Annotated in this window: 21 protein-coding genes; 16 read left to right on the top strand and 5 right to left on the bottom strand. The window is 53.4% G+C overall.

Annotated features, from left to right (window positions below):
* From WC593_11765 to mcrA, 7 genes are all read left to right on the top strand, one after another.
* On the top strand, nt 1-2,142 hold the full coding sequence (locus WC593_11765; protein MFA4825817.1) for a CoB--CoM heterodisulfide reductase iron-sulfur subunit A family protein: 2,142 nt from the start codon (nt 1-3) through the stop codon (nt 2,140-2,142).
* On the top strand, nt 2,143-2,601 hold the full coding sequence (locus WC593_11760; protein MFA4825816.1) for a hydrogenase iron-sulfur subunit: 459 nt from the start codon (nt 2,143-2,145) through the stop codon (nt 2,599-2,601).
* A 581-nt stretch (nt 2,602-3,182) separates the two neighbouring features.
* Complete coding sequence (gene mcrB / locus WC593_11755; GenBank protein MFA4825815.1) at nt 3,183-4,496, top strand: coenzyme-B sulfoethylthiotransferase subunit beta; 1,314 nt, start codon at nt 3,183-3,185, stop codon at nt 4,494-4,496.
* A gap of 19 nt (nt 4,497-4,515) precedes the next feature.
* Nucleotides 4,516-4,986, top strand: a complete 471-nt coding sequence (gene mcrD / locus WC593_11750; GenBank protein ID MFA4825814.1) for a methyl-coenzyme M reductase operon protein D — start codon at nt 4,516-4,518, stop codon at nt 4,984-4,986.
* A gap of 2 nt (nt 4,987-4,988) precedes the next feature.
* The gene (gene mcrC, locus WC593_11745; protein MFA4825813.1) at nt 4,989-5,624 is read left to right on the top strand and encodes a methyl-coenzyme M reductase I operon protein C; all 636 of its coding nucleotides are present in this window, start codon (nt 4,989-4,991) and stop codon (nt 5,622-5,624) included.
* A 7-nt stretch (nt 5,625-5,631) separates the two neighbouring features.
* Complete coding sequence (gene mcrG / locus WC593_11740; GenBank protein MFA4825812.1) at nt 5,632-6,399, top strand: coenzyme-B sulfoethylthiotransferase subunit gamma; 768 nt, start codon at nt 5,632-5,634, stop codon at nt 6,397-6,399.
* Between the two features lie 2 nt (nt 6,400-6,401).
* On the top strand, nt 6,402-8,087 hold the full coding sequence (gene mcrA, locus WC593_11735) for a coenzyme-B sulfoethylthiotransferase subunit alpha (protein MFA4825811.1): 1,686 nt from the start codon (nt 6,402-6,404) through the stop codon (nt 8,085-8,087).
* 709 nt (nt 8,088-8,796) lie between these two features.
* Here mcrA and WC593_11730 read toward each other — a convergent pair.
* From WC593_11730 to WC593_11720, 3 genes are all read right to left on the bottom strand, one after another.
* Nucleotides 8,797-9,285, bottom strand: a complete 489-nt coding sequence (locus WC593_11730) for a DUF2124 domain-containing protein (protein MFA4825810.1) — start codon at nt 9,283-9,285, stop codon at nt 8,797-8,799.
* Between the two features lie 163 nt (nt 9,286-9,448).
* Nucleotides 9,449-11,659 (bottom strand): PAS domain S-box protein, encoded by a 2,211-nt coding sequence (locus WC593_11725; protein MFA4825809.1) that lies wholly within the window; start codon nt 11,657-11,659, stop codon nt 9,449-9,451.
* Nucleotides 11,660-11,871: 212 nt separating this feature from the next.
* Complete coding sequence (locus WC593_11720) at nt 11,872-12,249, bottom strand: HEAT repeat domain-containing protein (protein MFA4825808.1); 378 nt, start codon at nt 12,247-12,249, stop codon at nt 11,872-11,874.
* Nucleotides 12,250-12,664: 415 nt separating this feature from the next.
* Here WC593_11720 and WC593_11715 point away from each other — a divergent pair, with 415 nt between their 5' ends.
* Nucleotides 12,665-12,961 carry a DUF4405 domain-containing protein gene (locus tag WC593_11715; protein MFA4825807.1) on the top strand — a complete coding sequence of 99 codons (297 nt, stop codon included), beginning with the start codon at nt 12,665-12,667 and terminating at the stop codon, nt 12,959-12,961.
* Between the two features lie 38 nt (nt 12,962-12,999).
* On the opposite strand, the gene WC593_11710 is transcribed toward WC593_11715, so the two are convergent.
* The gene (locus tag WC593_11710; protein ID MFA4825806.1) at nt 13,000-13,851 is read right to left on the bottom strand and encodes an MBL fold metallo-hydrolase; all 852 of its coding nucleotides are present in this window, start codon (nt 13,849-13,851) and stop codon (nt 13,000-13,002) included.
* Nucleotides 13,852-14,017: 166 nt separating this feature from the next.
* On the opposite strand from WC593_11710, the gene WC593_11705 reads away from it, so the two are divergent.
* The 6 genes from WC593_11705 (at nt 14,018) to WC593_11680 (ending at nt 17,450) form a co-directional block, all read left to right on the top strand.
* Nucleotides 14,018-14,254 carry a hypothetical protein gene (locus WC593_11705; protein ID MFA4825805.1) on the top strand — a complete coding sequence of 79 codons (237 nt, stop codon included), beginning with the start codon at nt 14,018-14,020 and terminating at the stop codon, nt 14,252-14,254.
* A gap of 48 nt (nt 14,255-14,302) precedes the next feature.
* Complete coding sequence (locus tag WC593_11700) at nt 14,303-14,614, top strand: hypothetical protein (protein MFA4825804.1); 312 nt, start codon at nt 14,303-14,305, stop codon at nt 14,612-14,614.
* A 54-nt stretch (nt 14,615-14,668) separates the two neighbouring features.
* Nucleotides 14,669-15,046 carry a DUF134 domain-containing protein gene (locus WC593_11695; protein MFA4825803.1) on the top strand — a complete coding sequence of 126 codons (378 nt, stop codon included), beginning with the start codon at nt 14,669-14,671 and terminating at the stop codon, nt 15,044-15,046.
* Nucleotides 15,047-15,186: 140 nt separating this feature from the next.
* Nucleotides 15,187-15,330 carry a DUF5320 domain-containing protein gene (locus WC593_11690; GenBank protein ID MFA4825802.1) on the top strand — a complete coding sequence of 48 codons (144 nt, stop codon included), beginning with the start codon at nt 15,187-15,189 and terminating at the stop codon, nt 15,328-15,330.
* A gap of 16 nt (nt 15,331-15,346) precedes the next feature.
* A complete protein-coding gene (gene atwA, locus WC593_11685) occupies nt 15,347-16,942 on the top strand; it encodes a methyl coenzyme M reductase system, component A2 (protein MFA4825801.1) in 1,596 nt (531 codons plus the stop codon).
* Nucleotides 16,943-17,102: 160 nt separating this feature from the next.
* Nucleotides 17,103-17,450 carry a hypothetical protein gene (locus WC593_11680; GenBank protein MFA4825800.1) on the top strand — a complete coding sequence of 116 codons (348 nt, stop codon included), beginning with the start codon at nt 17,103-17,105 and terminating at the stop codon, nt 17,448-17,450.
* Between the two features lie 376 nt (nt 17,451-17,826).
* Here WC593_11680 and WC593_11675 read toward each other — a convergent pair whose 3' ends face one another.
* Complete coding sequence (locus WC593_11675) at nt 17,827-17,967, bottom strand: YHS domain-containing protein (protein ID MFA4825799.1); 141 nt, start codon at nt 17,965-17,967, stop codon at nt 17,827-17,829.
* Between the two features lie 186 nt (nt 17,968-18,153).
* On the opposite strand from WC593_11675, the gene cooS reads away from it, so the two are divergent.
* Both cooS and WC593_11665 read left to right on the top strand, forming a co-directional pair.
* Entirely contained in the window at nt 18,154-20,112 is a 1,959-nt protein-coding gene (gene cooS / locus WC593_11670; protein ID MFA4825798.1) for an anaerobic carbon-monoxide dehydrogenase catalytic subunit, read from the top strand.
* The gene (locus WC593_11665; protein MFA4825797.1) at nt 20,109-20,999 is read left to right on the top strand and encodes an AAA family ATPase; all 891 of its coding nucleotides are present in this window, start codon (nt 20,109-20,111) and stop codon (nt 20,997-20,999) included. Before cooS ends, WC593_11665 begins: the two co-directional genes overlap by 4 nt.
* Nucleotides 21,000-21,128 lie beyond the last annotated feature (129 nt).

Below are 21,128 nucleotides of genomic sequence, written 5' to 3'. Positions count from 1 at the left end.
ATGGTAGAAAAGAAGAAAACAACCACCAAAAAGACCGAGACCAAAAAGCAGGATACAAAGAAGGCGGCCCCCGTGAAACAGGAAGTTAAGAAACAGGCCCCGGCTGCAAAGCCGGCAGCAACCGGCAGCACCACCCAGCAGAAGCCCAGGGTCGGTGTGTTCATCTGCCACTGTGGTACAAACATCGCTGGATCGATGGATATCAATGCCGTGCAGGAATATGTAAAAACCGTCCCGAATGTAGCCTATGTTGACAACTACAAGTACATGTGCTCGATGCCCGGGCAGGCTGTGATTAACAAGGCAATCCATGACAACAAGCTTACCGGTGTCGTAGTCGCTGCATGCTCTCCCCGTCTCCACGAGCCAACCTTCAGGACAGCAACCAAGGAAGGCGGCTTAAACCCGTTCCGGTTCGAGATGGCGAACATCCGTGAGCAGAACTCATGGGTGCATATGCATGACCAGGTAGGATCCACGGACAAGGCAAAGGACGCAATCCGTATTGCCGTTGCAAAAGCATCACTCCTCCAGGATCTGTTCCCAAAGACTGTCCCGGTCGAAAAGGCGGCAATGGTCGTCGGCGCCGGTGTGGCAGGTATGCAGGCAGCACTCGATCTCTCTGCCGCAGGCATCAAGACATACCTGATTGAGTCCGATACCAGTATCGGCGGGCGCATGTCCCAGCTGGACAAGACGTTCCCGACGCTCGATTGTTCCCAGTGTATCTTAACCCCCAAGATGGTGGATGTCGGTAGGGAGTCCTTAATCGATCTGTACACCTACTCGGAAGTTCATGAAGTCGAAGGGTACATCGGCAACTTTGATGTAACCATCCGCAAGAAAGCCCGTGGTGTGCTCACCCCCCAGGAAGCAGAAGCCCGCGGTATTGTCGGTGGCGGCTGTAACGGTTGCGGTGACTGTGAAACAATCTGCCCGGTTGTCAAGCCCAACGAGTTCGAAATGGGTATGAAGCCGAGAAAGGCGATCTATATCAACCACCCGCAGGTCGTTCCCCTGCTCTACACCATTGACTTCAATTCCTGTGTCAAGTGCGGGCTCTGCGTGACTGCGTGCGGTCCCGAGAAGAAGGCAATCGATCTCGAAGCCAAGGACGAGTTTGTCAAGGTCAAGGTAGGTACTGCCATCCTTGCTACCGGGTACGAACTCTTCCCGATTGAGAAGAAAGAGGAATGGGGATACAAGCGGTTCGAGAACGTTATCACCGGTCTCGAATTCGAGCGGCTCATCTGTGCATCCGGTCCAACCGGCGGGCACCTGGTCCGCCCGAGCGATGGCGAAACCCCCAAGAAAGTCGCATTCGTGCTCTGTGCAGGTTCCCGTGACAACACCGGTGTCGGCAAGCCCTACTGTTCACGGTTCTGCTGCATGTATTCGCTGAAACATGCCCACCAGATCATCGAGAAGATTCCGGGATGCACGCCCTATCTCTTCTACATGGATATCCGGTCATTCGGTAAGGCCTACGAAGAGTTCTATTACCGTATCCAGGATGAAGGAGCAAAGTTCATCCGGGGCCGTGTCGCAAACATCCTTGAAGATGCCAAGACAAAGAAACTCCACGTCATGACCGACGACACACTGCTCGACCGCCCGGTCGATATCGAAGTCGACATGGTCGTGCTCGCATCTGCAGTACAGCCCTCGGCTGACACGAACCGAACCCGCAAGCTCTTCGGTGTATCCTGTTCGATGGACGGCTGGCTGTTGGAAGCCCACCCGAAATTAAACCCGTGCGGTACAACAACTGCCGGTGTCTTCCTTGCCGGTGTCTGCCAGGGACCAAAAGATATCCCCGACACGGTAGCATCTGCTGAAGGTGCAGCATCTGCAGCAAGTATCCCGATCCACAAGGGAGAAGTCGAACTCGAACCATACTTTGCCAGCTGCATTGATGAGAAATGCGCAGGCTGCGGTATGTGTGTGAACCTTTGCCCGTACAGCGCGCTTGCGCTTGTTGAGAAAGATGGTCGCACGGTAATGGAAGTAACCGAAGCCAAGTGTAAAGGCTGCGGAACCTGTGGTGGCTTCTGCCCCGGTGGTGCAATCTGGATGAACCACTTTGCAACCCCCCAGATCGTGGCGCAGATAGATGCATTCCTCCTCGGAGGTGAGCAGTAAATGTCAGCTCCTGGAAATTTCAAGATCCCCGAACGCGGACCCGGTATCTGGCAACCCAAGATCATCGGTCTTCTCTGTAACTGGTGCTCGTATGCCGGTGCAGACCTTGCCGGTGGCGGCCGTATCCAGTACCCACCCGACGTCAGGGTCGTCCGTGTCATGTGTACCGGACGCCTCGACGCACTGTTTGTCCTGAAGGCTTTTGCCGATGGCGCAGACGGTGTACTCGTATCAGGTTGTCACTTCGGAGACTGCCACTACCTTGAGGGCAACTACAAGGCAGCAAAGCGGATGTTCATGGTCAAGCGCCTGATGAAAAGCATCGGCCTCGATGACCGCCGCTTCAGGATGACGTTCGTCTCTGCATCAGAAGGTGCGAAGTGGGCATCGGTCATTACTGATGTGGTCAACACGGTTACGGAACTGGGACCCAGTCCCTTGACCGAGTTCAAAAAATAATACAGGACTAAACCGTGGAACTCATATCCTCACATCCATTTTTATGTCAGACGCACCAGTGTTGATTTCACGATAAAGCAGAAAGAAATGGATGCAGGATATCCATTTTCCCGGTTTTTTTACGTATTAAAAAAACCATAAATCTGATTGCGGGATACCCAATCCAGAATAATCCTGAAATTGGTTTATGGAAACAATCGACAGAAAAAACATCAGGCTCATTTCCTCAACCCCACCTTTTTTATACAGAGCGCACAGGAAAATTTGATTATTGATTAAGAGACATAGTGATTCGTAATACTTTTTTAAAATTTTATAATACTGCGTAAAACAATGAAATGCGAAGTATATGTAATATTTGAACATTGCTCCCTTTTAGAATATTATTTTATAATTAATATATTTAGACGTGCCGGGAAAAAATCGCAATACTTATATGGCGAAATTGGGAATTATTCAATGTCCCATCTTAGGGGACGTGCAATAGCGACTTTCACTCATTACCAGTATACCTTATAGGGTATACTTTCGCTCACTGACAGTATTGTATCGCGGTTAAATGAAAATTTGGAGGAATTCAAATGGCTAAATACAAAGACACAATCGACCTCTACGACGATGATGGCAAGCTTTTAAAGAGCAATGTAACTCTTGACAAGATCAGCCCCGTTGTCAACAAGGGCGCACTGAATGTCATCGACCTCACCAAGAGGACAGTGGCAGTTAACTTTGCAGGAATCGAAGAGGCATTAAAGACCGGAAAGGTCGGCGGCAAGTCGAACCAGATTCTCGGACGCAGCATGAACTGCAGCTGTGTCAAGGACGCAGATGCACTCGCAGCCAAGATCAAGGACATGGTCCAGGTCACCGATGGTGACAACACAAAGATCACCAAGGTCGGCGGCGGAAAGATGATCCTCGTCGAGGTCCCGACTGCCCGTATGGATGCAGCAGCAACCTACGATGTCGCATCAACCGTAGTGGCAGCAGCCACCACCTATGCACTGGTTGACCAGTACAAGGTCGACATGTTCGACGGTTCCTACATCAAGGCAGCAGTCTGGGGTACCTACCCGCAGACAATGGACATGCAGGGCGGCAATGTCGTCTCGATTCTGTCCATCCCCCAGTTCAACGAAGGTCTCGGCTATGCACTCCGTAACGTTCCGGCCAACCACGCGGTCATGATGACCCACCGGAATGCATTCCAGGGTGCAGCACTCTCAGCAACCTTCGAGCAGGCAGGTATGTTCGAGATGGGTAACGCAGTCGGCCCATTCGAGCGTGCACAACTCATGCTCTACGCATACCAGGGACTCAATGCAAACAACATTGTCTACGATCTCGTCAAGAAGAACGGCAAGACCGGTACCATCGGTACTGTCGTGCAGAGCCTTGTTGAGAAGGCCATTGAGGACAAGGTCATCAAGGCAGGCAAGAAGGGCAAGAGCGGCTTCGTCTTCTACGAGACCAAGGACCCGATGCTCTGGAACGCCTACGCATCTGCAGGAACCCTTGCAGCAACTATGGTTAACTGCGGTGCCGGACGTTTCGCCCAGGCAGTCTCAGCAACCCTGCTGTACTTCAACGACCTGCTCGAGCACGAGACCGGCCTCCCCGGTGCAGACTTCGGTCGTACCATGGGTGTCGCAGTCGGTTTCTCGTTCTTCAGCCACTCAATCTATGGTGGCGGCGGTCCCGGTGTCTTCAACGGTAACCACGTCGTGACCCGGCATGCAGCCGGTGTCGGTATGCCCTGTATCGTCGCAGCCTGTGCACTCGATGCCGGAACCCAGATGTTCGGCCCCGAACACACCTCGAAGATCTACCAGGACACCTTCGGCCAGCTTGATGCATTCAAGAAGCCGATCCAGGCAGTTGCAAAGGGTATCTAAACCCAATCAAAGGATACGAATGACAGAAGCCACGTTCCCCCAGTGCAGGATTTCCGCAGAGCGGTTGCTTAATCCCGAGACTACAGAACGCCTGCTGAACAAGCTCATCGAAGTCCCCGGTATCCGGCGCATGCTCTTAAACGGACAGCGCCTGCCGGCGATAATTCCCTATGGCCCCGCCAAAGGTCTTGCTAATCCTCATCCCATGAGGAAGACGATCAAGGTCGGTGACCAGGATATCGAATTGCAGGTTCATGTAGGTAATGTTCTTCTTGAGCTTGAAGACCGTGAGAGTATCCCCGCACTGAAAGCCGCATGCGAATCGATCTTTACCGACTTTACTTTCCGTATCCAGGAAGGCAGATACATGAAGACCGAGCCGTCACTTGTCGATTACTGCAAGTACGGCCCGAATGCGGACAAAGAAATGCTCGGCCTTGCTGATCCTAGCAGCAAGTCCAAGCCCGTAATCCTACAGGGAATAAAATAATCATGCCGATTGGACGAGTAACCCAGGTTGTTGACTGCCGCGAGGCGATGGGCATGGGTAAAGGAGGCGGTATTGCCCAGCGGGGCACCATCTCCGAATGCCGGTACCCGGATGTCATAGTGGTCGGGATGTCTCCCGGACGCCGCCACGTGACAAAGCCGGTGTGCGATATTACCTCAGGCTTACGACAACAGGGCGTCGAATACAGCATCAGTACGCTGGTGCTGAATGCCGGAAGTGGCGTACCGCCGGACGCACCAAAGATTAGTGGTGGTGTTCTCGGCGCTTCTTTTGGGTTATCCGACAAAGAGGTCATGCAGATCGAGAAACACAAAATAGCCATTCTCCACCACGGGAACGTACGTTCCCACGTGGTGCACAAGGTGCGGTTTATTCTTGCAGCCTGTGATGTGAAGGCAGTTGTTGTTTCCCAGTCACCTGTAGATTATGAGGATTTCGCGAAAGAGGGAGTGAAGACCTCCGTGGTAATGCCACCCGCAGATAAGATCCGTACCAAAGGTACGGTGATGTCCATTGTGAGCGGTGTTACCCGAGGTCAGACCCCCACCCGCGAAAAAATGGCGGAAGTCATATCGTCAGTGATGAAACTTATGAAAAAGAAGGATTCATTGGAGTGATAAAAAAATGGCATACAAACCACAATATTGTGCTGGCCAGACTATTGTCGCCGACAACAGGCGCAAGCAGATGGACCCGGCCCACAAGCTGGAAAAGCTCCGTGATGTCTCTGATAAGGACCTCGTTCTTATTATGGGACACCGTGTACCAGGCTCAGCCTACAAGAGTGCACACCCGCCGCTCGCAGAGCAGCAGGAGCCCAACTGCCCAGTCCGCAAGCTGGTAACCCCGACCGACGGCGCAAAGGCCGGCGACCGCGTCCGTTACATCCAGTTCAGCGACTCGATGTACAATGCACCCTGCCAGCCCTACCTCAGGTCCTACCTCGAAGCATACCGCTTCCGCGGCATTGACCTAGGTACCCTTTCAGGCCGTCAGATTGTCGAGTGCCGCGAACGCGACCTCGAAAAATACGCAAAAGACCTCGTCAACACCGAGCTCTTTGACCCAGCCCTCATCGGCGTACGTGGATGCACGGTTCACGGACACTCCCTCCGTCTCGATGAGAACGGAATGATGTTCGACATGCTCCAGCGCTGTGTTCTCGACAAGAAATCAGGAATCATCAAGATTGTCAAGGACCAGGTCGGCGTTCCCCTTGACGGCGAAGTCAAGATCGGCAAGGCAATGGACGCAAAGTGGATCAAGTCCCACAGCACCATCTACCACTCACTCGTAGGAACTGCCTACCGTGACGACGCAGAACTGGTTGAATACATCCAGCGCATCCACACGCTCCGTGTAAAATACGGCTTCATGCCTAAGGAGGCATAATCATGGCAAAAGCAAAAATCGAGAGAACGCAGAAGCTCTTCTTAAAGGCAATGAAGGAGAAGTTTGCAGAAGACCCCCAGGCAACCGCAACCGTGTTCGCCCGCGAAGGTCTTGAGCAGTCCCCGCGCAAGATGGAGTTCATGAAGGCCGGTAAGAAGGCCGAGATGGACCGCGGTATCTCCATGTACGACCCCAAGCGCTGCCACTGTGGTGGTATCCCGCTCGGTCAGCGCCAGCTGATGACCTACGAAGTCAGCGGCACCAACGTCTTTGTAGAAGGCGACGACCTCCACTTTGTCAACAATGCAGCAATGCAGCAGATGTGGGATGATATCCGCAGGACCATCATCGTTGGCCTCGACCTCGCCCACAACACGCTCCAGAAGCGTCTCGGCAAGGAAGTCACCCCTGAGACCATCAACGAGTACCTCCACGTGCTGAACCACGCCATGCCCGGCGCAGCAGTCGTTCAGGAACACATGGTCGAGACCCACCCGTCACTTGTCGACGACTGTTACGTGAAGATCTTCACTGGCGACGACGAGATGGCAGATGACATCGAGCCCCAGTTCCTCTTAAACCTCGACAAGCTCTTCCCGGCAAAGAGTGCAGCAGCACTCAAGGCAGCCGTTGGAAAGTCAATGTTCCAGGCAGTGCACATCCCCACAACCGTCAGCAGGACCTGCGATGGTGGAACCACCTCCCGCTGGTCTGCAATGCAGATCGGTATGTCCTTTATCGGCGCATACAAGATGTGTGCCGGTGAGGCAGCAGTCGCCGACCTCGCATTCGCCGCAAAGCACGCCGGTGTTATCCAGATGGCAGACATTCTGCCCGCCCGCCGTGCCCGTGGCCCCAACGAGCCAGGTGGCATCAAGTTCGGTCACTTCGCAGACATGATCCAGGGAGACCGCAAGTACCCCAACGACCCCGTCAAGGCAACCCTTGAAGTCGTCGGTGCAGGTGCAATGCTCTTCGACCAGATCTGGCTCGGCAGCTACATGTCCGGTGGTGTCGGTTTCACCCAGTATGCAACAGCAGCATACACCGACAACATCCTCGATGACTACTGCTACTATGGTCTTGACTACATCAAGGCCAAACACGGCGGTCTCGGCAAGGCAAAGAAGACCCAGGAAGTCCTCAACGACATCGCAACCGAAGTCACCCTCTACGGTATGGAACAGTACGAACAGTACCCCACCACCCTCGAGAGCCACTTCGGCGGATCCCAGCGTGCATCCGTACTTGCAGCAGCAGCAGGTATCTCCTGTTCACTGGCAACGGCAAACTCCAACGCCGGTCTGAACGGATGGTACATGTCCATGCTCGCCCACAAGGAAGGATGGTCACGTCTCGGCTTCTTCGGCTACGACCTTCAGGACCAGTGCGGTTCAACCAACTCAATGTCGATCAGACCCGACGAAGGCTGTATCGGCGAGCTCCGTGGACCAAACTACCCCAACTACGCAATGAACGTCGGACACCAGGGAGAATATGCAGCAATTGCAGCTGCAGCCCACTATGGACGCCAGGATGCCTGGACCCTGTCCCCGTTGATCAAGATCACATTCGCCGACCCGTCGCTCAAGTTCGACTTCTCCGAACCACGCCGCGAGTTCGCAAAGGGTGCAATCCGCGAGTTTATGCCCGCCGGCGAGCGCTCACTGATCATCCCAGCAAGGTAGATCAGTTCAATCACTTTTTTTTTCAGGGTTTTTTTATAAGTCTGTTTTTCATGCGTCGGAATTCTCATTTGGATCAGGGTCGTAGAGATACGCAAAAATACCCCCGCATTGAGCCCCGTTTCTGTTTTTGGGATCTGAAAAACCCCTTATCGGGCTCCGATTGGACTCGGGTGGAAAAATCGTAATATTTAGCCCCCGTTAGCAAAAATACGCGTGGAAACAGTGTCAGATAATCGATGCCAATGGCCCGGAAATCGCAATGAATTTTACCACAGAGTTCAGGTCATCTGATGGGTAAACAGCCACTACAACGCGATTGTGGGCGACTTTTTTCCGGGGGGGGTTTAACCAACTGATACGGGAATCCAGGCACGGCGCAAAGCAGACCGTGACGAACCCGGGAGGTCTGAATCATGAGGTCAAATAAGCCCAAATAAGGCTTCTTTTCCTAAAACCTGTTCCGGAAAAGGCCGTAAAACTGCCGGTTTCCATTCCTGCGGAAAATACACCTGAATCTTGCCCTGATTGTAAAAATACGGTAGGAAACCCCCTCTCCTGATGGCTGCCAATGGCCATTACATCGAGGCTTTTTTAGCCACAGTGTTCACTCCATCCGGGACCCGAAAAGGTTACCGTAATGCGAATATGAGGGTTATTTTTCCGGGGGTTAAAAAAATAGAAGAAGTCCGGGAATATCCTTTTTAAAAAATCACTTGTTTATCGTAACCTCGACCGGATCAATATTCGCATCGATCAGGCAATCAAAGGATACCGTACCCAGCCATCCGGCTTTCTCAAACATATGCATGAAACAGACCCCGATCACCGCAGCACCGGGATGTTTCGCAATAACCGCTTTCACCTGCTCTGCTTTCACCGGCACATTGGGCATCGAGAGCCCCCCCATGATGACGATGGCTTTCGGGTTGAACTTCACGGGTGCCATGTGCATCTGCATGCCTACATGATCGACATGGCTGACCCTCTTCACCCTGCTCTCATCAACGAACGGGACAAATACCTGCTCCAGTTCGAGTGACCTGACCGCGAACGCGAGGAGCTCAACAAACGGCGTGCAGGTGCCTGGGACTCCATAATAGACGATCTGGTCGCCTTTTTTCAGTCCGTTTTTCTCAATAAACTCCTTGAACGGGCGCAGGATACCCGGAACGCCGTGGAAGATTTCCTTTGTGGCCATGATAGATCAACAGTCTTGCCGGAAGATGATAATAATGCGGGTCTTTCCCCAACATTATTATTGCCCGCTTCCCAAATTCAGACTTGAGGAGCATCATATGAAACGCGTCGCGATCAATGCACTCATCGATATCGGCTGCCTGATCACGGTCATCCCGGGCTTCTCACGAAGTACCGGCGAACCTGTACGCTCCTTCCGGCACGGTGATTTCGAAGCGGGCGCCTTTCCCGGCTTCACCGGTCTCCTTGATGGTCATGCCGGTAATACCGAGAATTTCCCGTGCAAGGAAAAGGCCCAGACCTTTCTTCTCCTCATATCTCCGCTCAAAAATTTTTTCTTTCATGTCTTCCGGGATCGTTGAACCGTTATCCTCAAAGACAAGAGTGAGCCCTCCTGGACTTTTTTGATAAAAAAACCGGATCCCGGTAGCGGTCTTACCATGCACGAGAACATTTTCCGCGAGCGTGAAAAAGACATGCTCAAGGAGCGGATCGGCATAGATCTCCAGTCCCTCAACATCGAGTTTCCGGGATAATCCCGAGATCTCGAGATGAGAGATCCCAAAGAGGAATGCCTGTGTAACACTCTGCCAGGTGGGAGGTTTCAGTCCCAGGTTCTGGTACTGGCTGGCAAACTTAAGGGAATCTGTGATGCTCCGTACAATCCCCGTCTGCTTGTCATGATACTGCTGAATTTTTTCATTCCGGGAGACCTGTTTTTCCAGGTCAAGATACCCGGACAGGGAGAATATTGCATTCTGGATATCGGTGAACGTGACGGAATTCAGCAGGTTCAGTTTATTGCGGGCCAGCTGCAATGCAGTTTCCGTCCGCCTGCGTTCGGTAATATCGCGGATTGTACCCTGGAATCCTGTTACGTTGCCGTCAGTATCGTGCCGGGTTACGGATGTGATGAGCGTGTGCATCACCATCCCGTCCTTCTTTCGCAGGTCGACAGGGAATTCTTTGGTGAACCCTTTTTCCGCAATGATACGGATGTGCCGGGACCTGTCTTCCGGGTTTGCATAAAGGTCCGGAATCTTCACCTGCATCAGCTCATCCCGGCCTGAATACCCGAATAATTCCACCGCGGCATCGTTCAGGTCTACCCAGTGCCCGTCATTTGTGGTGATAAACACACAGTCCTGCGATGTCTGGAAGAATCGCTGGTAGATATCGAGGCTCTCCCGCACGCTCTGCTCTTTTCTGCTCAGTTCGTCGTAATTATGGCGCAGTTCTTCTTCTGCCGCAGCCAGCTGTTCATTCGCTGCACGGAGTTCCTCGTTCCTGCGGACCAGTTCTATTTCGGCCTGTTTCCTGCGGGTGATATCCCGCACATTGCACTGGACCTGGGTTGCACGATCAACCAGATACACTTCTGTATCCAGATGGTTCCCTTCACGGGACTCCACCGGAACATCGGCAAAAAAAACAAACCCGGTTTCGTTGAGCATCTCCCGGAAGTCCAAAAAACCCTCGCGGTCTTTTAAAATGCCGATCTCATTCAGGGACTTCCCCACGAGGTCCACCGCAGGATACCCCAACATTTCTGCAATCGCCGGGTTGACCCGTGATATTTTTCCGGTCTCCTTATCCAGCAGGAGAAGACCATCCTTTGCTGTATCAAAGGTCCTTCGGAACCGTTGTTCGGATTCCGCAAGCGCCTTTTCTGCCAGCTGGCGTTTTGTGATGTCGATCCCAATCGCCACGTACCGGTTCAACACCCCCGTTTCATCAGTGATGGCACGGGTATTCCACGATATCGTCTTGATCTCACCGTTCTTTGCCTGTATGGTTGTGTCAAAATTTTCAAAATACCGGTGCTCACGGATAATTGTCATGATCGTCCGGGAGATTTTTTTCCGGTAGTCGGGATTAGGATAGATCAATTTCCAGATAATATTTTTCCCGATTACCTCATCAGCGGAATAACCGCTGATCTCTTCTGCCGCCTTATTCCAGACAATGATAGTTCCCTCCGCATCAAGAACGGCCAGCCAGACATTTGCATTCGAGATGATTCCCTCATTGAACTCGCTGATGCTGCGATATGCCAGTTGCTTCTGTTCAAGGGTGGCTGACAGGAACGCGATGACAATCGCAACTGCAACAAAGGACACAAACCGTAAGAATGCACCGATGATCTCGGGAAAATTTGTATACTGGAAGTACAACGCCATGACGAGGTATGCCAGACCCAGAACAGCAGAATATAAAACCCCTTTCTTATGATAGCGATAAGCAAGGAGAATCACCGGGAAATAGTATAAATTCGGAAAAACGGTGGTGATCCCGGCAAGGAAGGAATAGAGGGAAAAAAGCAGGATAAGACAACTCGTGGTAAGAATAATGATTCGCCACTGGGTTTCTGACACAGTTTCAAATTTCCGGGAAAGAGAGGACATGGTATCCCATCGCGGGTATCGGAGTTGTGGGTTTAATTATCCGTAATTTCTTTCTGTTATCCCACATCATGTAATCGCTGTTGGTATGGCTTTGATTCGTTAGCGGTTGATTCGATCCTTCATTATGAAGGGCAAGATCATTCAATAACCGTCAACGCATCAGAACCCGACAATTATACACATCAGTTCCCTTGGATTTTTCCCAACGCCTCGGCTGCTTTCCCCCGCGTTATTTCATCCTCATCATTCAGTGCCTGCCTGAGTGCATCGATTGCCTTTTCTGATCTTATCTCACCGAGCGCCCATGCAGCCCCGTGCCGGACATAGACATGGGGATCTTTCAGAGCCAGAATAAGCGGTTCAACAGCCTTTTCCGATTTACGGTGTCCAAGTGCTCCGGCTGCGGAAGAACGGACAATTTCATCAGGATCTTTGAGTTGCTGAATCAGTTGTTCAACGGATTTTTCTGAGGGAATATCTGATGGTGCGGTATCCACACGGGCAGGTTTGACTGTATCGTGGACCGGTATCTTTGACTTCTTTTTACTTTTTGAGACCATGAGATGTCAACTCTTGCTGGAACTTCCCAGATATGACGGATATCGGGATAGAGTTCGGAAGTTCTCCCACAATTTGTGCGGATTTGAACTGTCATATCCGGGCAGAGCATGTGGATATGTATCAAAGGGATATTTAGAGATTTGCAGCTCGCGGATTAATTCAACAATGTTATAGGAGTACCCGGCTGCCCCGTGAGCATCGCCGGTACCCTTCATGGATCCCGGGTATCGGGGCTTTGAGCTGTATCAGTCTCATCGCATTTCTCAGCCCGGATTCGTGGATTATCGGGTGTATCGGTCTCCTTATTGGGGGAACGTGGTTTTTTTTCCGCAGGAAAGCGGTTGCATGACCCGATCCCACGATCCCCATCGTGTTTATTAATCCGGACACCTTCAGAGAATTATGGGGATTCTCATGAAACGCGTCACTATCAATGCACTTGTCGATATCGGTTGTCTGATCACGTTCATCCCATCGCTTATTACCGGACTGGTGCTATACCTTGTGCTTCCATCGGGAGGGGGGAGAGGAAACAGCTGGTCGATGTATCTTGGCATCACCCGCAGCCAGTGGGTCACGATGCATGACTATACGAGCTTTGCCTTTACCGCACTGCTCATCATCCACCTGCTCCTGCACTGGAAGTTTTTCCGGCATGTCGGCAGGAATCTCAAAATGGATGCCAGGGAACCGGACGATTGCTCATCGTGATTGGTTAACCAACAGGTCCCAAAAAAAATTCCGTATCCCTACCATGCAAACGTCATCCCGACACCAACTTCCTGCATCGGGCAATAGTCTGCAAGAGTAAGTTTTGCCGGAAGGGAGGTACAGTGGCAGGCATGCAGGGCATTGAGATGAAGGCGGTTCAGGTATTTTCCGGTTTTTGCAAGCTGTTTCGGACCTGGTGAAAGCAGGTGGAGCCCGCCGATGATATCGGCAACCCTCCGTTCCCCGCAGACATCTCTTGCGTACTCCGTGATGTTACAGATCCCCGCATGCGAGCACCCGGTGATGATAACGAGACCTTCTGCTGAGCGGAACGCGAGAGCCGTGTCGTCGGGCAGGCAATCCGGTTCGATGTTCCCATCGGGAGTGTGAATCATCCGCTTCGCCGGATCTCCCTGCTCGAAGGCGAACCTCCGGGGGATCTCCCCGAGGAAAACAAGGTCATCGGTAATCCAGACCGGTTTTTCCGACAGACTGACCGGGAACTGTCGCCGGGCCTCCTCTTCACTCACCTCCGAGCCGTTTTGCCGGCCTTCTTTTTCTTTTTGCCAGAAGCAGCGGGGATGGGCAATGAGGTGAGGGACCCGGGGCTGCCTCTCATCCGGTGTTGCACCAGCAAGGTGCCGGGCGAGCGTGGCAAGCCCTCCGGTGTGATCGATGTGCCCGTGCGACAGGACAAGGAAGTCCAGGTCCCGGAGGCTGATTCCCATCTTCTCTGCATTGGCAAGGAACAGTCCCGACAAGCCGGTATCAAAGAGGATCTTCTTTTGAGCAGTTTCGATGAAAAACGAGAGCCCGGCCTCAGCACAGAGATCGTGATCCGTCATGGGGGTATTATCGACAAGGACGGTGAGGGTAAGCCGGGAGGACATACTTAAATATCGATCTGTGAAGGGGATGAGCCTTTTCTCTTCTGCAGTGAGTCGGGGGACCTTGGAAGAGCCCCATCAATCTACACGCTGTCAGGTTACAATGGTTTAAATGATTTATGCGCATATGTGTAATTATAGTACGGGAATCCGTACCCATGGTGACACCATGCCTGAACCAACAACACAAAAAACCAACAAGAACCAGCCTGAGGTAACCACAGGAGCAAGCACCACCGGACACACCTGCGCATGCGGTGAGATCCACGAGCACCATGAAGAGGGCATAAGCCACCGGGATGAATGCACGTCCACCTTAAAATTCGGTAATTCCTGCTGCTGCGGATCCGGAGAAGCGGCAAAAGAAGCGCGCCACCGCTGCGGCCACGGCCCAAGGTGCCAGTAAGGAAATTCCACAACCGTTTTTTAAGAGTGTCCCCTTAAAGAGCGTGCCATGACCAGACACACGGATATTCCCGGACTGCTGGACCAGTACATGGAGGACTCAGGGAGGTCAGATCAGTGGATCACCGTCCAGGAGTTCCGTACGTATTTTCATCTGGCCGAATCAAATGGACCGGCAATTTCAGGGTTTTTAAGTAAGATACATTATGGGCCATTCTTTTCATGCCGGTATAAGGTGGCACGTGTGGAAAAATTCCAGGAAACGACACCTCCCTACCGGATCATCAAGAGATATCTTGTCCAGGAACGCCCGGTCCAAAGAAATCATCAGGCCCCCGATACCAATGAATTCTTCCGGTAACCCCGGATAACATGTTATAGTATTCCGGATACACTGTATAATCAGGAGCAGACTATGGCAGCGGATGAAAATATTGAGGTGACTGAGTGCCCCCGCCGGGGAAGACCCCGGCTCCGGCGCACCATAACCGGCACCGGGGAATCCCGCTGTTACAAACCCTGCTGCTGTCCTGAGGCCGGGGGTCAGGGGATCTCTTTGCAGCCGGACGAGATCGAGCTGATACGGCTCATCGATCTGGAAGGGCTCGAACAGGAAGAGGCGGCAGAAAAACTCGGGGTCTCGCGCAAGACTGCATGGCGCGATCTCCATGAGGCACGGCGCAAGATCGCAGACGCACTCGTCAACGGGAAAGGAATTGAGATGGCCGGCTGTACAAAAGCAGCGGAAGGCCGGTGCCCGAAATGCCCCAAAGATAAAAGTACCGTGAAGTAGCAAAGCCCTTTTTTTATTATCACGGTTGGGATGCCCTGTATACCGGCACCGGTTCCCCACAGCCATTTTTAGTATCCAATCCCTAAATCTTTATGCTCATATGCGTAATAATCCAATGAGAGCGATCATGAGGTTTTTCCATGCCGAACTTTGACGGGACCGGGCCGCTGAAACGGGGCCGGGTAATAGGACGGGGACTTGGGCCCTGCACGACATGTGACGGGGGATGCGAGCGCCGGGTGATACCCAAAGAACCAGCCGCAGACGAAAAACAAGCTGATTAGGAAGGGAGATACCATCATGCCAAAACCATTTATCAGCGTACACGACCTCAGCATGGATTTCGATGACACACGGGTCCTGAATAATGTGTCCTTCGAGATCCCGGAAGGTGAAATCATGGGCGTTATCGGGAGGAGTGGTGCCGGGAAAAGTGTGCTCATGCACCTCCTCCGTGGGGTCGAACAGCCCCCGACAAAAGGCTCCATCGTCTACCACATGGCAGCCTGTGACCGCTGTATGTTCATGGATATGCAGAGCCGGGCCGGTAAGAAATGTCCTGAGTGCGGTGGCGAACTCGTGGCTGCCGATATTGATCTCTGGGGCGAGAAGACGGACGGGATGAAGGGGCGGGTCATGAACCGGACCGCGATCATGTTCCAGCGGACGTTCGCCCTCTATGGCGATGACCGGGTGATCGAGAACGTGCTCCATGCACTCGATGACATCCGCTACCCGCAGGAGCACGCGATCAACCGGGCCGCAGATCTCATCGACCAGGTGCGACTCTCCCACCGGATGCTGCATATCGCCCGCGATCTTTCGGGGGGGGAGAAGCAGCGGGTGGTGCTGGCCCGGCAGCTGGCGAAGAACCCATCGATGCTCTTTGCCGATGAGCCTACAGGAACCCTTGACCCGCAGACTGCCCGGCTGGTCCACGCGATGCTCATCGAGGCGGCAAAGAAGAATACGATGGGGATGGTTGTCACCTCGCACTTCTCGCAGGTGATTGAGGATATGGCAAACCGTGCGATGCTCCTCGTGGATGGGGAGATCGCTACCATCGGGTCACCAAAGATGGTGATCCGCTCGTTTGCCAGAGACTACCACGAGATCGAGGAGTCGGTCCCGGTAGAACTGGGAGGGAAGATCCTCTCGGCCCGGGACGTGACCAAAAGATACATTTCAGTAGATCGCGGCGTGGTAAAAGCGGTGAACATGGTCACATTCGATGTGGCAAAGAAAGAGATCTTCGGCATCATCGGGAAGAGCGGGGCGGGAAAAACCACCCTCTCCGGGATCATCTCCGGCATCATCGAGCCCACAAGCGGAGAGATGAATATCCTGATCGGTGAGGATTGGGTAGACATGACCAGACCCGGCATCGACCAGCGGGGGAGGGCCAAAGAATACATCGGGCTCCTGCACCAGGAATACGACCTCTTCCCCCACCGCACGGTGATCGACAATCTCACCGACTCGATCGGGCTGGATTTCCCCAAGGAGCTGGCAATCCGGAAAGCGGTAGTCACGCTCCGGATGGCCGGGTTCACTGAAGAGAAATCAAAGGAGATCCTGAACCGGTTCCCGGGCGAACTCTCGGACGGGGAGCGGCACCGTGTTGCCCTTGCACAGGTGCTCATCAGGGAACCGCGCCTCATAATCCTTGACGAGCCGACCGGCACCATGGACCCGATCACCAAGCAGGATGTGAAGCACTCTATCCTGAATGCACGGGACGAAATGGACGAGACGTTCATCGTGGTTTCGCATGACATGGATTTCGTCCGGGATGTCTGTGACCGCGTGGCGCTGATGCGGGGCGGGAAGATCATCGATATCGGCCCTACAGCAGAGATCCTTGCACAGGTCACCGAGGAAGAGAAGCGCGACTGACTATCAGACACCCCGCTGATGCAGCGGATTATTACACACTGACAAGGATGAATCAGACCATGACACAACAGACAACTGCCAACGATACGAACTGCGATGAGAACTGTTCCAGCTGCTCTTCCGGATCAACACCACAACCCCAGATGGGGCTGCCACCAGGATGAAAAAATATTCCGGTATCCCTGAACTGCTTGAACAGTATATGGTGGAGAATGGCGCCGATGAGCGGTGGGTAACCGTTCACGAACTCCGGCAATGGTTTGGCCTGACCCGCTACCAGTACAATACGATCTCGGGATTCCTGCGCAGGCTGGAGTTCGGCACGTTCGGCCAGTGTCCCTATATCGTGCTCAGGATCGAAAAGGTTGAAAGGACCTCTCCTTCTGATCCCCCGAAATGCCGGTATCTTGTGAAACGAAAGAATATGGCCCCTGCCCATGTCCCGGGGATGATACACCATACCGATCAACTGGCACTGCGCAAAGCAGACAGTGGCGAATTTGGGTAGGGTCAGGACCCTGAGGTCAAATAAGCCCAAATAAGGCTTCTTTTCCCCAACATCGATCCGGAAAACCCCGTAAACACTCTCTTTTTAGCCCCTGTGGGAAATGCGCCATAATTTCGCCCTGTTTACCAAAATACGGGAGGAAAGACCCTCTCCCAAAGCCCACAAAGAGCCTTTTTACCGAGGCTTTTTTCGCCACTTAGTTTAGCCCATCCGGGCCCCGGAAACCCTGCCGGAATGCGAATATGAGGCTCTTTTTTTTCAAAGCGCCGGTTTTTCCTGGAAAATAAGGCAAGAGAAGACCGTAGTTTTTCGACGTATCGAATCCCGAAAAGAGCATTTTACCCGGGGAAGTGTTCTTCTATAGTCACCGGATAATTCACGCGTACTTTGCCGGATCAGTGTCACACGTCTTCTTGCAGCCTTGTTCACAGAAGTAGTATTTCTTTCCCTTATACTCACGGGTAAACTTCGCAGTCTTCTCATCCACGGTCATTTTGCAGATCGGATCGATTGCCATTCAGTACCTCAGCCAATCTCCTACCCTGATCAAAATTATAGAACATTTCGGCAGGATATATGGAAGAAGGTCTGCAATACGCTTCCGCCATAGCCAGACTCCCGCAGGCACCCGCACGCTTGAGGCAAGTGATATATACACCCTTGATGGATTACCAGATATCCAAATGATATGGTGTGATGGACGATGCCAGAAGAACCAAAACCCCAGCTGATCCGGGAGAAACTCGATGTCTGCGAGCTCGACAGGGCGAGAATGTCGCTCCTGAACCCGGCTTTGATCGAGCAGAAAAAAGAAGAGCGAACGATCGATGAGAACGCCAAACCGATCCTTGAGATCACGATGCGGGAGGGCATCGAGACGGTCTTTGACCGGTACGAGATGCAGCAGCCTCCCTGCAAATACTGTGAAGCCGGCACATCCTGCTCGCGGTGCACCATGGGGCCCTGCCGGATCATCCCACCCCACCGCGTCCGTGGCGTCTGTGGTGCCGATGCCGACCTGATCGTTTCCCGCAACCTGCTGGATATGATCGCTACGGGAGCAGCGGCACATTCGGACCATGGCCGCGATATTGTCGAGACGCTGTATCTTCTCGGCACCGGAAAGACCAAAGACTATGCAATCACCGACAAAGAAAAACTCCAGAAGATCTGCAAGGAATACGGTATCAGCACTGAAGGAAAGAAACCGGAGCAGCTTGCCGCTGAACTGGGCGGCGCCATGTTAGACGAGTATGGCATGAGGAAGAACACGCTCCAGTTCCTGAACCGTGCCCCGAAAGCAACCCGGGAGATCTGGGACAAACTCGGTATTACCCCACGGGGCATTGACCGTGAAGTAGTTGACTCCATGCACCGCGTCCAGATGGGAGTCGGGGCGGATTATGTCAACATCCTGCTCCAGGGACTGCGCACCTCGCTCTCGGATGGCTGGGGCGGATCAATGATCGGCACCGAGGTTTCGGATATCCTGTTCGGCACTCCCACGATCACCAGCTCAAAGATGAACCTGGCCGTGCTGAAAGCGGATCACGTGAACATCTCGGTGCACGGCCACAACCCAATGCTCTCCGAAGTGATGGTGAAAGCGGTTGCTGATCCGGAGATGAAGGCACTCGCCCTGAAGTACGGTGCGAAAGGCATCAACCTTGTCGGGATGTGCTGTACCGGCAATGAACTGCTCATGAGAAAGGGCATCCCGATGACGGGAAACCATCTCAACCAGGAATTAATTATCGCAACCGGCGCCCTTGAAGCAATGGTCGTGGACTACCAGTGTATCTTCCCCTCGCTCCCCCGGACTGCCAGCTGCTACCATACACAAATCATCTCCACGAGTTCGAAAGCCACGATCCCGGGCTCGTACTTCTTTGATTTCCATGCGGAGGATGCGTATCTCACGGCAAAGGCAATTGTACGGATGGCTGTGGAGAACTACAAAAACCGGAACCCCCAGCGTGTCCTGATCCCGGGAGAGCCGGTCCCGGTCATGGCGGGATTTTCCAATGAGGCGATCAAGAACGCACTCGGGGGCTCGTTTAAACCGCTCATCGACCTGATCGCTGCCGGCAAGATCCGGGGTGCGGTCGGGATTGTCGGGTGCAACAACCCGCACGTGAAGCAGGACTCCGGCCACGTGACACTGGCAAAGGAACTGATCAGGAGAAATATTCTCTGTGTCGAGACGGGCTGCGCTGCGATCGCATCAGGAAAAGCCGGTCTCCTCCGGCCCGAGGCCGCATCGCTGGCAGGTGCTGACCTCAGGGCAGTCTGCGAGTCGTTGAAGATCCCGCCGGTGCTCCACATGGGCTCCTGCGTTGATAACTCCCGTATTCTGGTGCTCGCAGCGGAACTCGGCAATGCCCTCAATGTGCCGATCCACAAACTGCCCATTGCCGGTGCGGCACCCGAATGGTACTCGCAGAAAGCAGTCTCCATCGGGGCATACTTCGTTGCCTCCGGGGTTTACACGGTTCTCGGCGTGATGCCGCACATTGCGGGAAGCCCTGCAACCGTGTCGCTCCTGACCGAGGGGCTGAAAGGCGCGGTGAACGCGAGTTTCGCCGTAGAACCAGACCCGGCAAAAGCTGCGGTGCTCATCTCGGACCACATCGAACGCAAGCGGACCGAGCTCGGGATATGAGCCGGTCCAGGGAACCACGAGGCGCACCCCTCGCAGGAAACAGTCATATTCCTCACGTTGCGGGCAAGGACGGGATCCGTATCCTCATTACCGGCAAAGGCGGGGTCGGTAAGACCACCATTACCGCCCTCCTCGCCCACCTGTTTGCACAGGAAGGATTCCGGGTGCTTGCCATTGACGGCGACCCCCAGCAGAATCTCGCGGTGACCCTGGGAGTACCTCCAGAGAAAGCGGAGCAGATAATCCCGGTATCAAAGAGCACTGAGTATCTCCGGGAAAAGATTGGGGCCGGCCCGGACATTTCTCCGGGCGGTCTCCTCACGCTTAACCCGGATGTGAGCGATGTGGTGGACCGGTTCTCTATTCCTGTCGCGGATAACCTGCGGCTCCTTGTCATGGGCGGGGTCAGGCAGGCCGGCTCCGGCTGCCTCTGTGCCGAGTACACGCTTCTTACCGCAATCCTCCGGCACATGCGGCTCCTCAACGATGAGGTTATCCTTTTGGACACGCCGGCCGGTCTTGAGCATTTCGGCAGGGCGGTCGCTGATGGATTTACCTGTGCGGTTGTTGTAGCGGATCCCTCCTACAATGCTCTTTCCGTGGCACGGGAATCTGCTGCTCTCGCACGACAACTGGGAATCGAACATATTATTCTGGTCGTGAACCGTGTCAGCAAACCGGAGGACCGTAACAAAGCACGTGAGCGGGCTGGACATCTCGATGAATTTTCCCAGGTGATGCTGCTTTCCTTTGCAGCAGAGGTGATTGCTGCGGAACCTGAAGTCTGCCCGCTCCTTGCAACTGAATCGGATTTTATGCGTGCGATCAAAGCCCTCGTGGTGACCATTACCCATAAGTGCGAAGTCCATTCGCCAGAATTCCTTTGAGGGGGTCGGCGCGACGACTCGTCGGGTTGCACCTTGGCATGGCGGTTTTCATATAAACAGACTTAGTTATTCATCTTTAACCACCTACTTCAACAAAGAAACATTGTTCGTCGACAATTGGAAAAATTT

The sequence above is a fragment of the Methanoregula sp. genome (assembly GCA_041645435.1).
GTDB lineage: Archaea > Halobacteriota > Methanomicrobia > Methanomicrobiales > Methanospirillaceae > Methanoregula.
The sequence above is the reverse complement of the archived record's forward strand: the minus strand, read 5'-3'. Positions and strand labels throughout refer to the sequence as shown.

What these genes read in the sequence shown, in the direction of transcription:
- mcrG (MFA4825812.1), top strand. Translation starts at nt 5,632, where the DNA reads ATGGCATACAAACCACAATATTGTGCTGGCCAGACTATTGTCGCCGAC.
- mcrB (MFA4825815.1), top strand. Translation starts at nt 3,183, where the DNA reads ATGGCTAAATACAAAGACACAATCGACCTCTACGACGATGATGGCAAG.
- cooS (MFA4825798.1), top strand. Translation starts at nt 18,154, where the DNA reads ATGCCAGAAGAACCAAAACCCCAGCTGATCCGGGAGAAACTCGATGTC.
- WC593_11765 (MFA4825817.1), top strand. Translation starts at nt 1, where the DNA reads ATGGTAGAAAAGAAGAAAACAACCACCAAAAAGACCGAGACCAAAAAG.
- WC593_11710 (MFA4825806.1), bottom strand. Translation starts at nt 13,851, where the DNA reads ATGTCCTCCCGGCTTACCCTCACCGTCCTTGTCGATAATACCCCCATG.
- WC593_11705 (MFA4825805.1), top strand. Translation starts at nt 14,018, where the DNA reads ATGCCTGAACCAACAACACAAAAAACCAACAAGAACCAGCCTGAGGTA.
- WC593_11720 (MFA4825808.1), bottom strand. Translation starts at nt 12,249, where the DNA reads ATGGTCTCAAAAAGTAAAAAGAAGTCAAAGATACCGGTCCACGATACA.
- WC593_11690 (MFA4825802.1), top strand. Translation starts at nt 15,187, where the DNA reads ATGCCGAACTTTGACGGGACCGGGCCGCTGAAACGGGGCCGGGTAATA.
- WC593_11730 (MFA4825810.1), bottom strand. Translation starts at nt 9,285, where the DNA reads ATGGCCACAAAGGAAATCTTCCACGGCGTTCCGGGTATCCTGCGCCCG.
- mcrD (MFA4825814.1), top strand. Translation starts at nt 4,516, where the DNA reads ATGACAGAAGCCACGTTCCCCCAGTGCAGGATTTCCGCAGAGCGGTTG.
- WC593_11760 (MFA4825816.1), top strand. Translation starts at nt 2,143, where the DNA reads ATGTCAGCTCCTGGAAATTTCAAGATCCCCGAACGCGGACCCGGTATC.
- WC593_11700 (MFA4825804.1), top strand. Translation starts at nt 14,303, where the DNA reads ATGACCAGACACACGGATATTCCCGGACTGCTGGACCAGTACATGGAG.
- WC593_11675 (MFA4825799.1), bottom strand. Translation starts at nt 17,967, where the DNA reads ATGGCAATCGATCCGATCTGCAAAATGACCGTGGATGAGAAGACTGCG.
- WC593_11680 (MFA4825800.1), top strand. Translation starts at nt 17,103, where the DNA reads ATGAAAAAATATTCCGGTATCCCTGAACTGCTTGAACAGTATATGGTG.
- WC593_11715 (MFA4825807.1), top strand. Translation starts at nt 12,665, where the DNA reads ATGAAACGCGTCACTATCAATGCACTTGTCGATATCGGTTGTCTGATC.
- WC593_11665 (MFA4825797.1), top strand. Translation starts at nt 20,109, where the DNA reads ATGAGCCGGTCCAGGGAACCACGAGGCGCACCCCTCGCAGGAAACAGT.
- mcrA (MFA4825811.1), top strand. Translation starts at nt 6,402, where the DNA reads ATGGCAAAAGCAAAAATCGAGAGAACGCAGAAGCTCTTCTTAAAGGCA.
- mcrC (MFA4825813.1), top strand. Translation starts at nt 4,989, where the DNA reads ATGCCGATTGGACGAGTAACCCAGGTTGTTGACTGCCGCGAGGCGATG.
- WC593_11695 (MFA4825803.1), top strand. Translation starts at nt 14,669, where the DNA reads ATGGCAGCGGATGAAAATATTGAGGTGACTGAGTGCCCCCGCCGGGGA.
- atwA (MFA4825801.1), top strand. Translation starts at nt 15,347, where the DNA reads ATGCCAAAACCATTTATCAGCGTACACGACCTCAGCATGGATTTCGAT.